The organism is Bacillus sp. 179-C3.3 HS (genome assembly GCF_047229225.1).
In the GTDB taxonomy this organism is placed as follows: domain Bacteria; phylum Bacillota; class Bacilli; order Bacillales; family Bacillaceae; genus Bacillus.
In genome coordinates, this window is the sequence record NZ_JBFEFT010000018.1 from 65882 (window position 1) to 81971 (window position 16090).

Annotated in this window: 10 protein-coding genes; 9 read left to right on the forward strand and 1 reads right to left on the reverse strand. The window is 42.5% G+C overall.

Translation table 11 applies throughout. The features are described from left to right. Nucleotides 1-74 precede the first annotated feature (74 nt). From gltB to AB1K80_RS12280, 9 genes are all read left to right on the forward strand, one after another. Complete coding sequence (gene gltB, locus AB1K80_RS12240; RefSeq protein WP_412856898.1) at nucleotides 75-4646, forward strand: glutamate synthase large subunit; 4572 nt, start codon at nucleotides 75-77, stop codon at nucleotides 4644-4646. A 16-nt stretch (nucleotides 4647-4662) separates the two neighbouring features. Beyond that, the gene (gene gltD / locus AB1K80_RS12245) at nucleotides 4663-6147 is read left to right on the forward strand and encodes a glutamate synthase small subunit (RefSeq protein WP_412856899.1); all 1485 of its coding nucleotides are present in this window, start codon (nucleotides 4663-4665) and stop codon (nucleotides 6145-6147) included. Between the two features lie 469 nt (nucleotides 6148-6616). Next, nucleotides 6617-9037 (forward strand): nitrite reductase large subunit NirB, encoded by a 2421-nt coding sequence (gene nirB / locus AB1K80_RS12250; protein WP_412856900.1) that lies wholly within the window; start codon nucleotides 6617-6619, stop codon nucleotides 9035-9037. Nucleotides 9038-9051: 14 nt separating this feature from the next. Then, nucleotides 9052-9375 carry a nitrite reductase small subunit NirD gene (gene nirD / locus AB1K80_RS12255; protein WP_412856901.1) on the forward strand — a complete coding sequence of 108 codons (324 nt, stop codon included), beginning with the start codon at nucleotides 9052-9054 and terminating at the stop codon, nucleotides 9373-9375. 66 nt (nucleotides 9376-9441) lie between these two features. Next, the gene (locus AB1K80_RS12260) at nucleotides 9442-10122 is read left to right on the forward strand and encodes a DUF421 domain-containing protein (RefSeq protein ID WP_412856902.1); all 681 of its coding nucleotides are present in this window, start codon (nucleotides 9442-9444) and stop codon (nucleotides 10120-10122) included. A gap of 107 nt (nucleotides 10123-10229) precedes the next feature. Further along, nucleotides 10230-11210, forward strand: coding sequence for a pectinesterase family protein (locus AB1K80_RS12265; protein ID WP_412856903.1), 981 nt, complete (start codon nucleotides 10230-10232; stop codon nucleotides 11208-11210). Between the two features lie 153 nt (nucleotides 11211-11363). Further along, entirely contained in the window at nucleotides 11364-12827 is a 1464-nt protein-coding gene (gene dacB / locus AB1K80_RS12270) for a D-alanyl-D-alanine carboxypeptidase/D-alanyl-D-alanine-endopeptidase (RefSeq protein ID WP_412856909.1), read from the forward strand. A gap of 19 nt (nucleotides 12828-12846) precedes the next feature. Beyond that, the gene (locus AB1K80_RS12275; protein ID WP_412856904.1) at nucleotides 12847-14214 is read left to right on the forward strand and encodes an MATE family efflux transporter; all 1368 of its coding nucleotides are present in this window, start codon (nucleotides 12847-12849) and stop codon (nucleotides 14212-14214) included. Nucleotides 14215-14272: 58 nt separating this feature from the next. Next, the gene (locus AB1K80_RS12280; RefSeq protein WP_412856905.1) at nucleotides 14273-14833 is read left to right on the forward strand and encodes a CatB-related O-acetyltransferase; all 561 of its coding nucleotides are present in this window, start codon (nucleotides 14273-14275) and stop codon (nucleotides 14831-14833) included. 19 nt (nucleotides 14834-14852) lie between these two features. Here AB1K80_RS12280 and AB1K80_RS12285 read toward each other — a convergent pair. After that, nucleotides 14853-16090, reverse strand: a 1238-nt coding sequence (locus AB1K80_RS12285) for a BclA C-terminal domain-containing protein (protein ID WP_412856906.1), incomplete at its 5' end; no start/stop codon positions are given.

Here is a 16090-nt window from a genome sequence, read left to right on the forward strand (position 1 = left end):
AAAATAAATCACAGAGTTTGTGAGATTTTACGACTGACAAAAAAACGGATCTTTTAAAACGGGGGAGAGAAAAGATGACGTATAACCAACTGCCAAAATCACAAGGTCTCTACCGTCCTGAGTTTGAACATGATGCATGTGGAATTGGCTTGTATGCCCATTTAAAAGGAAAAGCAACACATGACATCGTCAAAAAAGGATTGCAAATGCTGTGCCAGCTTGATCACCGCGGCGGGCAAGGCAGTGATCCGTTTACAGGAGATGGAGCAGGTTTAATGGTCCAACTGCCAGATGCTTTCTTCAGAAAGAACTGCAAGCAATTCTCACTACCTAAAAAGGGCCGTTACGGAGTAGGTATGGTCTTCTTTTCAAAAGATGATGATGAAAAAACGCGTCAGTCCATCGAACAGACAATCAATGGATTCATTCAACAAGAAGGGCAAACACTCATTGGCTGGAGAACCGTTCCTATCGATCCAGAGAAAATTGGCACAATTGCACAGAAAAGCTGTCCAGTGGTTAGACAAGTGTTTATTGCCGCCAATGAAAACGTGTTAGACCGTTTATCATTTGAAAGAAAGTTATATGTCATTCGAAAACAGGCGGAAAATTGGGGGATTCAAGAAAAAAAGTCATTTTATTTCGTCAGTCTTTCAAGTCAAACGATTGTCTATAAGGGGTTATTAACATCCAATCAAGTCGATGATTTTTATTTTGATTTACAGGATGAAACATTTGTTTCTGCATTTTCACTTGTTCACTCCAGGTTTAGTACAAACACATTTCCTAGCTGGGAGAGAGCGCATCCAAATCGTTATTTGATTCATAATGGAGAGATTAACACATTAAGAGGTAACATCAATTGGATGAGAGCAAGAGAACAACAATTCGTGTCTGAGGCCTTCGGAGAAGATCTCGACAAGATTTTACCAGTGCTGAATGCAGACGGAAGTGATTCATCCATTTTAGACAATGCGTTTGAGTTTTTTGTTCTTGCAGGCCGCTCACCGGCACATGCAGCCATGATGCTCATTCCAGAACCTTGGACAGAGAATACACACATGTCTAAAGAGAAACGGGCGTTTTACGAATTCCATAGTTCTTTGATGGAGCCGTGGGATGGACCAACAGCCATTTCTTTTACTGACGGTGTGCAAATCGGTGCCATCTTAGACCGTAATGGATTGAGACCTGCAAGGTACTATGTCACAAATGATGATCACATCATTTTCTCTTCTGAAGTCGGTGTCATTGACATCAATGAAGAAGAGATCAAATATAAAGATCGCTTAGAGCCAGGAAAGATGCTATTAATCGATCTAGAAGAAGGCAGAATGATTTCTGATGAAGAAATCAAGTCTACCATTTCAAATGAGCTCCCTTACCAAAAATGGCTTGATGAAGAAATGGTTCATGTCAATCCAACTGGAGAAAAGTCAGAAAATTCTACTATAATGAAAGATTTACTGACACGCCAACGGGCTTTCCATTATACGTACGAAGAGATTCAAAAGTATTTCATTCCTTTACTTGAGGAAGGGAAGGACCCAATTGGTTCAATGGGGAGTGATACACCGCTTGCTGTGCTGTCAGATCAGGCACAGTCACTGTTCAATTATTTCAAGCAACTGTTTGCCCAAGTCACCAATCCACCTATTGATGCCATTCGAGAGCAGCTTGTCACTTCGACCATGACATGGTTAGGAGCCGAGGGAGACATTCTTCATCCGAACGAATATTCATGCCGGAGAATCAAGCTGTACACACCAGTCTTGACGAGCGAGCATTTCAATGGTTTGAAAACAATTGTTCATAATGCGTTTAAAAGCAAAACGATTCACACATTATTTACGGATGATATAAAGCGCGGGCTTGATGGAATGTTTGAAGAGGCGGAAAAAGCCATTCGTGCAGGCGTCTCATTCATCATCCTCTCAGACCGTCACATGTCAGCGAATCAGGTGCCAATTCCACCACTTCTAGCATTAAGTGCTCTTCATCAGCACCTCGTTCGCCAAGGCTTACGAACAAAAGTGAGCCTCATTGTCGAATCAGGAGAAGTCAGAGAGGTGCATCATTTCGCTGCACTGATTGGTTACGGGGCAGATGCTATTTATCCATATTTGGTGTATGAAACGTATAAACAACTCATTGCGGATAAGACCATTTCTATGAGCTTTGATGAAGCCGTCACAAAGTATAGCAAAAGCGTCACTGAGGGTGTCGTCAAAGTCATGTCTAAAGTCGGGATTTCCACTGTGCAAAGCTATAGAGGTGCACAAATTTTCGAAGCAGTCGGGATAAGCGAAGACGTCATCGATGCCTATTTCACAGGAACAGCAACACAGCTTGGCGGGATTGATCTTGACACAATTGCATATGAAGCAAAGCTTCGCCACCAAGCGGGCTATCTAGAATCGATTGATCAAACACTAGAATCAGGCAGTGAATTTCAATGGAGAAAAAATGGAGAGCACCATGCGTTTCATCCAAAAACGATCCATACGCTTCAATGGGCATGCCGGAACGAAGACTATGGCCTTTTTAAACAATACACAAAGGCAGCGGATGAAGAAAGAATTGGATTTTTAAGAAATCTATTTTCTTTCTCTTCGAAACAAAAACCCGTTCCACTGGAGGATGTTGAATCAGCCGCGTCCATCGTGAAGCGCTTCAAAACGGGTGCGATGTCATTCGGTTCGTTAAGCAAGGAAGCACATGAAGCGCTTGCCATTGCGATGAACCGAATCGGTGGAAAAAGTAATAGCGGAGAAGGCGGGGAAGATCCTGCACGATTCACGATAGATGAACATGGTGATGATCGAAGAAGTGCCATTAAGCAAATTGCTTCTGGACGATTTGGTGTTAAAAGTCATTACTTAGTCAATGCCGATGAATTACAAATCAAAATGGCACAAGGGGCAAAGCCAGGAGAAGGCGGACAACTGCCAGGAAATAAAGTGTATCCGTGGGTGGCACATGTTCGCGGCTCTACACCGGGTGTTGGTCTCATTTCACCACCCCCGCACCATGATATTTACTCAATCGAGGACTTGGCACAGCTGATCCATGATTTGAAAAATGCCAATCGAGATGCCCGCATTAGTGTGAAGCTTGTGTCCAAAGCAGGTGTCGGCACGATAGCAGCTGGTGTCGCAAAAGGCACCGCAGATGTCATTGTCATCAGTGGATACGATGGCGGAACTGGAGCTTCACCGAAAACGAGTATTAAACATACTGGACTCCCTTGGGAGCTCGGTTTGGCAGAGGCACATCAAACCCTCGTCTTAAACGGTTTGCGTGAGCGAGTAGTACTTGAAACAGATGGAAAGTTAATGACAGGACGCGATGTCGTCATGGCGGCGATTCTAGGAGCAGAAGAATATGGTTTTGCGACAGCACCACTCGTTGTATTAGGTTGCGTGATGATGAGAGCTTGTCATTTGGATACTTGTCCCGTCGGTGTGGCCACACAAAACCCAGCGCTTCGCAAAAAATTTACGGGGAATCCCGATCACATCGTGAACTTTATGATGTATATTGCGGAAGAAGTCAGAGAATTGTTAGCTGAACTAGGCTTTACATCTCTCGATGAGTTGATTGGACGGACAGATGTATTAACAGTCAGTGAGCGAGCAAAAGCGCACTGGAAAGCAAAACAGCTTCAATTAGACACATTACTTTATCAACCAGATGGCGCTCGGACATTCAGAACACCGCAAAATCATCAAATAGGTGCATCACTGGATGTGAAGGAGATTCTTCCAAATGTTCAGGAAGCGTTGACCAATCAAACACCCGTAGACTTATCACTTCATATTCGCAATATCAACCGCGCTACTGGAACGATAACGGGTAGTGAAGTGTCAAAGCGCTACGGAGAGGAAGGGCTCCCTGAAGATACGATCACACTACGATTCACTGGGTCAGCCGGTCAAAGCTTTGGCGCATTTGTTCCAAAAGGCATGTCCTTACATCTAACAGGCGATGCAAATGACTATGTCGGCAAAGGATTATCAGGCGGGAAAATGATCGTAAAAACAACTGATCGTTTTACACAAAATAGCGGTGGCAATGTGATCATTGGAAATGTGGCGTTCTACGGTGCGACGAGCGGAGAAGCTTACATTAACGGACGCGCTGGTGAACGATTTGCTGTACGGAACTCAGGTGTGAATGTTGTCGTTGAAGGGATTGGTGATCACGGCTGTGAGTACATGACAGGCGGACGCGTCATCATTTTAGGGGATGTCGGGAAGAACTTTGGCGCAGGGATGTCAGGCGGTGTAGCTTATGTGCATACGTCAGATGCGAAACAGTTTAAAAGAATGTGTAACACAGAGATGATCATGTTTGAAAAGCTTACGAATCAGAAGGAAGAACATGATGTCAAACACATGATTCAAGCGCATGTAGACTATACGAATAGCTCAAAGGCGTTTCAAATACTGGAAAGCTGGGATAAAGAAAAGAATCGTTTGATCAAAATCATCCCGAGACATTACAAAATGATGCTTGAGCGCATTGAACAGCAAAAGCAAGCAGGTCTCAGTCATGAAGAAGCTGTCATGCTTGCCTTTGAAGCAAGTACGAAACCACAAGTCAAAAAAACGACAAACGGGCAAAAGGCAGCCCTCGCTCATTAAGAAAGGGGAGAGGACAATGGGGAAATCAACAGGTTTTATGGAATTTAACAGAGAAAAGCCAAATGAACGTGACCCTCTCACTCGACAAAATGATTGGAAAGAATACGCTTCTATCTACACAGATGAATCATTAAAACAGCAGGGCGCTAGATGCATGGATTGCGGTACACCGTTTTGTCAAATGGGGATTGAGCTGAAGTCGGGCGTTTCTGGCTGTCCGATCTACAATTTAATTCCAGAGTGGAATGACCTTGTATATCGCGGGAGATGGAAAGAAGCACTCGAAAGGCTACAAAAAACGAATAACTTTCCTGAATTTACTGGGAGAGTTTGTCCAGCACCTTGCGAGGGGTCTTGTACAGTTGCAATTAATGATCCGGCAGTGTCGATTAAACATATAGAACGCACAATTATTGATAAAGGGTTTGAACATGGCTGGATCACACCAAGAATTCCTTCAAGCCGGACAGGGAAAAAAATCGCCATTGTTGGTTCTGGACCAGCAGGATTGGCAAGTGCAGACCAATTAAATCAAGCAGGACACGCGGTTACTGTGTTCGAACGATCTGACCGTCTTGGCGGACTGCTCACATATGGCATTCCAAATATGAAACTCGACAAAGAAGTCGTTGAGCGTAGAGTGAACCTCTTAAGGCAAGAGGGCATTGATTTTGTGACGAATACAGAGATTGGCGTGGATATAACGGCTGATGAACTAAAAGAGACATTTGACGCGGTCATTCTTTGTACAGGTGCACAAAAGCAGCGTGATTTATTAATTGAAGGACGAGAAGCAAAAGGAATTCACCTCGCCATGGATTATTTAACACTTGCTACAAAAAGCATGCTCGATTCAGGATTTAAAGATAAGAATTTTATTGATGCGAAAGGAAAAGACGTGATTGTGATTGGCGGGGGAGATACAGGTGCTGACTGCGTAGCAACGGCACTTCGCCAAAAAGCAAAGAGTGTTGTTCAATTTGGGAAGCATCCAAAACTTCCAGATTCACGTGTAGGGGATAACATGTGGCCCGAACAACCATATGTCTTTTCGTTAGACTATGCTTATGAAGAAGCAGAAGCGATATTCGGAGAAGATCCGCGTCAATATTCCATTCAAACCACAAAAATTGCGTCAGATCACAAAGGGAAATTAACAGAGCTTCATACCATTCAAATGGAAAAAGTGAAAAACGAACATGGGATATTTGAATTTCATGAAATTCCAGGAACAGAAAAGGTATGGCCAGCTCAACTTGTCTTCATAGCGATTGGCTTTGAGGGAACTGAACAACCATTAGTCAAACATTTTGGGTTGGACAGCAAAAACAATCGCATTGATGCAAAGTATGGGGAGTATACAACAAATAGAGAAGGCGTATTTGCAGCGGGAGATGCAAGACGCGGCCAAAGTCTCATCGTTTGGGCAATCAACGAAGGCAGACAAGTCGCACATGAGGTGGACCGGTATTTAATGGGGAGTACGGTTCTACCAAAATAGGTCAAACAAAGGGTGTTTACACATATTAAGAAAAGCCATGACCAAAGAGTGGTCATGGCTTTTTATGATTCAGAAGATGTAATTTTACTTACTTCGTCATATTTAAAGGCTGAAGGTACCGTGACAAACGTAAAAGGGCGCGTTACGCTTAAAGTAGCAACATATCCCATTTGTGTTTTAGCGGCAAATGCAACTTTTTCACCCGCAGAAGAGAAATAGTGAGCCGTAATATAAGATGAAGAATCTGATTATTCTGGCATGACCTATGAACCGAACGAAGATTAAAAAATGAATGCTCACATTATGATAGTTGTGCAAAATTTGCCGTCGTTCACACAGTATGGAAAGAGTTGGCGAAGGAACTGTCCTGTATCGTCGCCAGACTATGTGAGAAATCAAAACATGTATTTTATATCTATGTTTAAATGATGGTACTTTCTAAAAATGATCACTTGAGGGGTGTTTTATCATGAAAGAAAGACTCGTATTAGTGGGGAATGGTATGGCTGGTATTCGAAGCCTCGAAAACATTTTAAAAATTGACAGCGAACGATTCGAGATGACGGTATTTGGAAGCGAACCATATCCTAACTATAACCGGATTCTTTTATCGAAGGTGCTTCAAGGAGATACGAAGGCAAAAGATATTACACTTAACGATTGGAACTGGTATCAGGAGCATGATATTCAGTTGTTTACAAATGAAACCATTGTGAAGATCGATACAGAAAACCAAACAGTCACCAGTGATCAAGGACGCACCGTACGTTATGACCGGTTGATTTTAGCTACAGGATCACTTCCGTTTATTTTGCCGATTCCAGGAAGCGATAAAAAAGGTGTGACGGGCTTTCGGACATTGCAAGATACAGAGGAAATGGTCAATGTCTCTCACAGGTACAAAAAAGCAGCAGTCATTGGAGGCGGGCTTCTTGGACTGGAGGCGGCACGCGGCCTACTTAACTTAGGGATGGAAGTGAATGTCATTCACCTCTGCCCCCATTTAATGGAACGCCAGCTAGACCCTACTGCAGGTGAGCTTCTCCAAAAAGCATTAGAGGAACAGGGCATGAACTTCCTATTAGGAAAAAAGACAACCGAGATTTTAGGAGATACAAGAGTTGAAGGATTATCATTTTCAGATGGCACAACACTTGAGACAGATCTCGTCGTCATGGCTGTAGGAATTAAACCAAGTAAAATGCTTGCAGAAATAAGCGGTCTTGAAGTGAACCAAGGCATTATTGTAAATGATTTCATGGAAACTAGTGTACCAGCCATTTATGCAGTCGGAGAATGTGCAGAACACAGGGGACAAACGTACGGTCTTGTTGCTCCATTATACGATCAAGCGAATGTGCTTGCTGGACATATATGTGACATGAATCCTGCCCCATATGAAGGATCTGTGATGTCATCACAGCTGAAAGTGTCAGGAGTTGACGTATTTTCCGCTGGTGATTTTATTGAAAACGATGAGAAAAAAGCGATCAAAATTTTTGATGAACAAAAAGAGATTTACGAAAAACTAGTCTTCCAACAAAATCGATTAGTAGGTGCCGTCATGTTTGGAGAAACAAGTGATGGGCCCCGCTTATTCTCGTACATTAGAGAAGGGATAGATATGTCGGATATGGAGAAGGTGTCTATCCTAACCTCAAAGGGTCCGGCGCAAGAAAGCACGATTAAAAGCATGTCAAACGATCATATCGTTTGCGGCTGCAATGGCGTCTCAAAGGGGCAGATTGTAAATGCCATTCAAAAAGAAGGCTTAACAACGCTTCAGGAAGTCAAGCAATGTACAAGTGCCTCACGATCATGCGGAGGCTGTAAACCCGTAGTTGAAGAGATTCTTTGGCACACGTTGGGCGATGGTGCGAACCGAACAGCTCAAAAAGAAACCATCTGCGCCTGCACCACTCTTTCACGAGATGAAGTCATTCACGAAATCAAAGAGAAGGGCCTGCAGCATATCAAGGAAGTCATGAGCGTACTAGACTGGGAGATAGAAGAAGGCTGTTCAAAATGCCGACCTGCTCTGAACTACTATTTAGGCATGCTTCACCCTCTTGAGTACAAAGATGAAAGGAGCTCAAGATTTGTGAATGAACGCTTGCATGCCAATATTCAAAAAGATGGCACTTATTCGGTTGTTCCAAGGATGTACGGTGGCGTCACAAATGCAAATGACCTGAGAAAAATAGCTGATGTCGTCGACAAATATGAAATACCGCTTGTGAAAATGACTGGTGGCCAGCGTATTGACCTTTTAGGTGTCAAAAAAGAAGATTTACCTAAAGTGTGGGCAGACCTGGATATGCCATCTGGTTATGCATACGGAAAATCTTTAAGAACAGTTAAAACTTGTGTTGGAGAACAATTTTGCAGGTTCGGCACACAGGACTCGATGGCTCTTGGCATTGCACTTGAAAAGAAATTCGAAGGTCTTGCCACACCGCACAAAGTGAAATTGGCTGTCTCTGCTTGCCCTAGAAACTGTGCAGAATCTGGCATTAAGGACTTTGGCATTGTGGGGATAGATGGAGGATTCGAATTATACGCTGGCGGAAATGGTGGCACTCATCTGCGGGCTGGAGATTTATTGATGAAGGTCAATACAGCTAAAGAAGTAGAGCAAGTGGCAGCTGCATACCTTCAATATTACAGAGAAACAGCAAACTATTTAGAAAGAACCTCTGCTTGGGTTGAACGACTTGGATTAGATCATATTCAATCTGTCCTTCTAGATGATGAGAAACGAGAAGCTTTAATCCAAAGAATGGACATCGCACTTTCCACGAATGAAGAGCCTTGGCAGGAGCTTCGCGAGAGTCAAAAAGATACGAAACAATTATTTCAAAAAGCAACGGCTTCTGTATCAATCAATTGAAGGGATGAGATGATATGACAGTTTCAGTTGTAAAAGTTCACATTGGCACCTTATCAGATTTTCCGCTGCAGCTAGGAAAAACAGTTGCAGCAGGTACTCTTGAATTAGCTGTTTTCCAAACCTCTAATCAGCAGTTCAAAGCCATTGAAAACCGCTGCCCTCATAAAGGCGGTGTTCTGGCTGAAGGAATGGTAAGCGGAGATGATGTGTTCTGCCCAATGCATGATTGGAAAATCGATCTTTCATCAGGGAATGTTCAGGCACCAGATCATGGATGCGTCAAAACATATGAAACATTGGTGGAGGGGAATGAGGTTTTTGTTTTATTGCCTTCATAACTAGTTTAGATCCTTCCTTTCATGTAAATGCTGTATATAAATAGAGCAAGAAAGGAAGGAATCTTCGTGCCGTATCTTAGTATTTTGCTTGAGCTCTTTATCGGGTTTTTCGCCTTATTTTTTATTACAAAATTATTAGGGAAAACACAATTTGCACAAATCACGCCGTTTGATTTTATTTCTGCACTAATTTTAGGCGAAATGGTGGGAAACGCCATTTTTGACTCAGAAGTCAAAATTCAGCACATTTTATTTGCTGTTGCGGTATGGGGCGTCCTCATCTACACAGTTGAATGGTTTTCACAGCGCTTTAAAGGGATTCGAGCCTTTTTAGAAGGAAGACCGACACTTGTCATTGATCAAGGGAAGATTCACTACAATCGCTTGAAGAAAAATATGCTAGATCTCAATCAGCTACAGACGCTAATCCGGGCAAAAGGGCACTTTGCGCTAAATGAAATTGAATATGCCATTTTAGAAACAGATGGCTCTGTCAGCGTCCTCCCAAAAATGAAATACGCACCTGCGACGGCAGAGGATGTGAACGTAGTCGGCAAAGAAGTCAAATTACCTAGAACGTTTATGATTGATGGTGAAATATTAAAAAAAGATTTAAAGGAAGCGGGATTTGACGAGACGTGGCTGAAAAAGCAACTAAAAAAGCAGCACATCTCTTCCTATAAAGATGTTTTATTTTGTGAATGGATTGAAGGTGAAGGCATATATGTGACGAAATATGAAAAGTAAAAAAACATCCACCATTTAAAAACAGTGGGTGTTTTTTCATGCGTTCATGAATAAGATCAAACAGACTGAAAATTTTGTAAGCGTTAACAAAAAAGGAGGGGGTTTTTATGAAAGGTGGCAAAGGATTGTTTATGTTAGTCATGTCTTTTTTCCTTTTTCATTCGGCATCACTTGAAGCAACTGGACAACAGAACAAAACAAACCGTGTTCTTGTCGTTGACCAAAAAGGAAGCGGCTCATTTCGTACCGTACAGTCTGCCATTGATGCAATACCAGAAAACAATCAACAGGAGACAACCATCTATATCAAAAACGGAATATATCAAGAAAAGATTCTACTGCCAAAAACCAAACCGTACGTCTCGTTTATTGGCGAAGACCAGTACAAGACCGTTCTGACGTATGACGATACAAATGCGAGTACAGGTAGTACGACAAACAGTTCGAGTACAATGATTCGAGCAGACCATTTTTATGCAAAGAATATCACATTCCAAAATACTGCGGGAAGAGATGCCGGTCAAGCTGTTGCGCTTTATGTGTCTGGAGATCGAGCCATGTTTGAACAAGTACGGGTTCTTGGCTATCAAGATACACTATATGCAACAGGGACTGGTAGACAATATTACAAAAACTGCTATATCGAAGGAACCGTTGATTTTATTTTCGGCTCTGCAACAGCTGTCTTTAAAAATGCGAAAATAAAAAGTCTTGGAAACGGGTATATTACTGCTGCATCCACCACAGAATCACAAAAGTTCGGCTACGTTTTTATTGATTCAACGTTAGAAAGAGGAACAGCCAATCCACAATCGGTTTATTTAGGTCGCCCATGGAGACCTCATGCTGCTGTCACCTTTCTTTATACAAAAATGGACGATCATATCAAGGCAGAGGGATGGCATCATTGGAATAACCCTGAAAATGAAAAAACAGCCCGATATCAAGAATATGGATCATCAGGAGCAGGAAGCAGCGTGACAAACCGCGTCACATGGTCTACCATTTTAACAAGAAGTGAAGCAAGTCAAATCACAGTTCAATCGGTACTTGGGGGATTTGATGGATGGAACCCTGAAAAACGATAAAAAGGCTTGTCAGTTTTCGTCAAAGAAAGCTGACATTTCTGTTTAAAAAACCTTTGAGAACAAACGTTCTTTTGTGTATAATGTACATAATCTGTTAAAATTTACGCCTGTTTCAAATGAAGGAGGGGTTTCGTGAATCGTCTTTTTCAACTCATGTTTTTGCACATGTGTATCATGTTGCTTTTATTCCTCCCTTTTTCAATGAAAGATGAACAACTAACCGCTTATGATAAACAAACGGAATGGATCACTGCATTAGATGAGTTGATTCGAACAGCACCTGACCTAGACGGTGCTATTAGTGGCATAAGTGTCCGTGATACTTCTGACACCTCACTTCTTTATGAACATCAAGCTGACATCCGGCTTACCCCTGCTTCAAATATGAAACTCCTCACATCTGCAATAGCCCTTGATGTACTTGGTGAAACACATACATTTTCTACAGACATATGGACAGACGGTTTTATCCAAAATAAAACGCTACATGGCGACCTTTATCTCCGAGGAACAGGAGACCCCACTTTATTAGAGGAGGATTTTATTGCTTTAGCCAAACAGGTGAAACAGGCGGGAATTCATACGATACGAGGTCATCTTATAGGAGATGATACGTGGTTCGATGACACACGTTATTCTATTGACTTGCCTTGGAGTGACGAAGATCAATACTACGGGGCACAAATTTCTGCTCTTACTGCTTCACCGAATCACGACTATGATGCAGGAACGATCATTCTAGACGTCAAACCAGGAAAAAAGGCTGGAAAGATGGCAGATTATGATATGATCCCAAAAACTGATGTCGCTCATGTGATAAATAAAGTGAAAACGGTGCCTGAAGGAGGGAAAAAGAAGATCTCCTTTCAGCGTTCACACGGATCGAACGAGATCACGATAGAGGGGACGATTCCAATTAACTCTAGCGCATCAAAACAATGGATCGCCTTGTGGGAACCAACAACTTATGCGCTAGATTTAATGAAACGTGCACTACAGTCTGAAGGAATCCAGCTCAAAGGAAAGACGAAAACAAACCAACTACCTAAAAAAGCGAAAAAAATCGTCACTCATACATCTATGCCTTTATCAGAGCTACTTGTGCCAATGATGAAATTAAGCAACAATACGCATGCTGAAATCCTGTTAAAGGAACTTGGTCAGCAGGTGAAGAATAAAGGCAGCTTTGAGGACGGCCTTCATGTTGTCAAAGAACGACTCCCAGCGTTCGGTGTTGACCCGTCACTTGCTGTGCTACGAGATGGATCAGGAATTTCCCCGATAAATCTTGTATCTGCAAACCAATTGACTCTTTTCCTAACAAAGATACAAAAGGAAAAATGGTTTAAGACTTATATACACGCTCTCCCACTAGCAGGAGCAAGCGACCGAATGGTCGGAGGAACGTTAAGAAACCGATTAAAGGCACCCGCGACTTTTGAAAGGGTACGCGCGAAAACAGGTTCATTATCTACCGTCAGCACACTTTCTGGCTATATTGAAACAAAGGGCGGGAAAACACTCGCTTTCTCTATTTTATTGAATCACCTTGTAGATGACGAAAAAGGAAAAGAAATAGAAGACCAAATTGTCAGCATTTTAGCTGAGGATCTTTAAACAGAGAAGGAGAACCATCATGTCGTTAGATAACAATCAATCTTTAGTAAAAACCATGTCCATTTTTCTTGTCCCTCTTTTATTAAGCAATGTTTTACAATCAATCGGACAACTTGTTTCCATTGTCCTTGTCGGAAGGTGGATTGGAGAGGATGCAGTCGCCGCCATTTCTGCATTCTTTCCACTTTTCTTTTTACTTGTCTCGTTTTCCATTGGCATTGGGTCAGGGAGTTCCATACTCATTGGACAAGCTTATGGTGCCAAAAATGAACAAAGATTAAAAGAAATCATTGGAACGACTTTATCGTTTACTTTTTTAATTGGATTATGTTTAGCCATTATCGGCGGATTTTTTGCAACAGATATTTTACAGCTAATGGGGACACCCGCAAACATTATTGAGGAAAGTGCGTCCTATGCGAGAATTCTGCTGATTTCGATGCCGATCTTATTTCTGTATTTTGTGTACACAACCTTTTTACGTGGGACAGGTGATTCTAAAACACCTTTTTATTTCTTAATTATCAGTACCGGCATCAATATTTTATTGTTACCGATTCTATTATTTGGCTGGCTAGGACTACCGGCCTTTGGCTTGTATGGTGCTGCGTATTCTTCCGTCATTTCAACGATTGTGACATTCATCATACTTCATATCTATCTTTTTAAAACAAAGCATCCATTGCGTATTGATGCATCAGTGAGAAAACATCTTGTGATGAAAGGTCATTTATTGAAAACGTTGTTGAAGTTAAGCATCCCTTCAAGTATCAATATGATTCTGATTTCATTATCAGAGATCGCCGTTATTTCTTTTGTGAATGATTACGGCTCACAGGCAACAGCTGCTTATGGTGTTGTCAATCAAGTGGTAAGTTATGTACAAATGCCAGCTGTTAGTCTTGGCATTGCAGTATCGATTTTTGCAGCACAGTTCATTGGAGCAGGCAATAACAACCGCTTGAAAGATGTCATAAAAGTTGGATTGGGGCTAAACTTTGCCATAGGTGGTTTCATCATTATTTGCGTGTATCTATTTGCTCCGCAAATTTTATCAATCTTTTTAACAGATCCGCAAACGATTGATATTGCATATAGTTTAGTTGTGATCACACTTTGGAGCTATCTCATTTTCGGTACGGCTCAAATCGTTGCAGCCATCATGAGAGCAAGCGGAACCGTTCTATGGCCAACGATCTTTAGTATCTGTTCGATTTGGCTCGTTGAAGTACCCGTAGCTTATGTGCTATCACACTATACGTCTCTCGGCATTAAAGGCATATGGATAGGCTATCCCGCGGCGTTTTTTGTCAATCTACTCCTTCAATATGGATACTACAAATTGGTTTGGAAGAAAAAACAAATCGTAGCGCTTGTCCAATCATAATGTGATCGTGTCAACCAGCATATACATACGAGGATCATCACTTTTTAGGAGGTAAGCTATGTTTCTAAACGAAAGAAGTGAACTTAGCTCATATGAAATAGGTGACTTCTCGTATGCTGGACTAGATTTTCAAGTGTTGACGTGGGGAGAAAAAACGACGCTGAAAATAGGAAAGTTTTGTTCCATCGCAAACGAAGTAAAAATTTTTCTTGGTGGTGAACACCGGACAGATTGGATCACCACATACCCATTTAACCAAATCTTCAAAGAAGCTGCCCATATCGAAGGGCATCCAAAATCAAAAGGGGATGTCATCATTGGTCACGATGTATGGATCGGTTATGGAGCAACAATTATGTCGGGAGTAAGTATAGGAAATGGAGCTGTCATTGGGGCACAAAGTGTGATCACAAAGGATGTACCACCCTATGCAATCGTTGCCGGAAACCCGCAACAGCTCATGAAATATCGATTTTCTCCTCACACCATTGAAAAACTTGAATCGTTAAAATGGTGGGAACTAGACTTTTCTAAAATACAAACGATTTTCCATCTCTTACAATCGAATGAGATTGAAGCGTGTTTACATGCGATTGAAGACATAAAAAAGAAAGGCTGAGAAAGCCTTTCTTTTTTTATTAGCTGAGTCTGATAATGGTTAAGGCTGCACCGACTGCACCGCCAGTACCTACTAAATTAGCTGTGACAACTGCTCCAAAAAATTGAAGTGAAAGCGTATTTCCAGCAGTCAAATTCACAATGAACGTATTATTGAGGTAGGAAGTGGAAACGACAGGTGATTGAACAGAGCCTTGCACAGCTGTTGTTCCATTTAAAAGCAACCGTGTATTAATCAAAAGAGCTGCTGTTGTATTGACCTGATACGTTATATAGTACTTGCCTGTTTGCTGAACAGTAAAGACAGTATTACCAGCATTTTGCGTAAATCCAGTGATGTTTTGAAAGTTCGGTAAAGGAATATTTGTTCCACCCGCCGCCGTGACGATTGTAGGGCCTGAAGAATTAGCCGCATAAAGGGCAGTATTAGTAACCCCACCAGTCCCAGTTGCACCAGTAGGTCCTGTTACTCCGGTGACACCTGTCACACCTGTTACACCCGTGTCACCTGTAGGTCCTGTAGCTCCTGTTAAACCAGTGTTTCCTGTAGGTCCTGTAGCTCCTGTTAAACCAGTGTTTCCTGTAGGTCCTGTTGGTCCAGTTGAGCCGGTGATTCCTGTGGCACCAGTAGGTCCAGTTGAACCTGTGTTGCCTGTGGCACCGGTAGATCCAGTTGAGCCAGTAATTCCTGTAGGACCGGTAGCTCCAGTTGAACCAGTGATTCCTGTGGCGCCAGTAGATCCAGTTGAACCGGTAATTCCTGTAGGACCGGTAGATCCAGTTGAACCGGTAATTCCTGTAGGACCGGTAGATCCAGTTGAACCAGTGATTCCTGTCGCACCGGTAGATCCGGTCGAACCAGTAGTTCCAGTTGAACCGGTGATTCCTGTTGGACCGGTAGATCCAGTTGAACCGGTGATTCCAGTCGCGCCAGTAGATCCAGTTGAGCCAGTAATTCCTGTGGCACCTGTAGGTCCAGTTGAACCGGTGATTCCTGTTGGACCGGTAGATCCAGTTGAACCAGTGATTCCTGTCGCACCAGTAGATCCTGTTGCACCAGTTGCTCCGGTTGAGCCAGTAATGCCTGTCGCACCGGTAGGTCCAGTTGAACCTGTGTTGCCTGTGGCACCGGTAGATCCAGTTGAGCCAGTAATTCCTGTAGGACCGGTAGCTCCAGTTGAACCAGTGATGCCTGTGGCACCGGTAGGTCCAGTTGAGCCGGTGATTCCTGTTTCGCCAGTAGATCCAGTTGAACCAG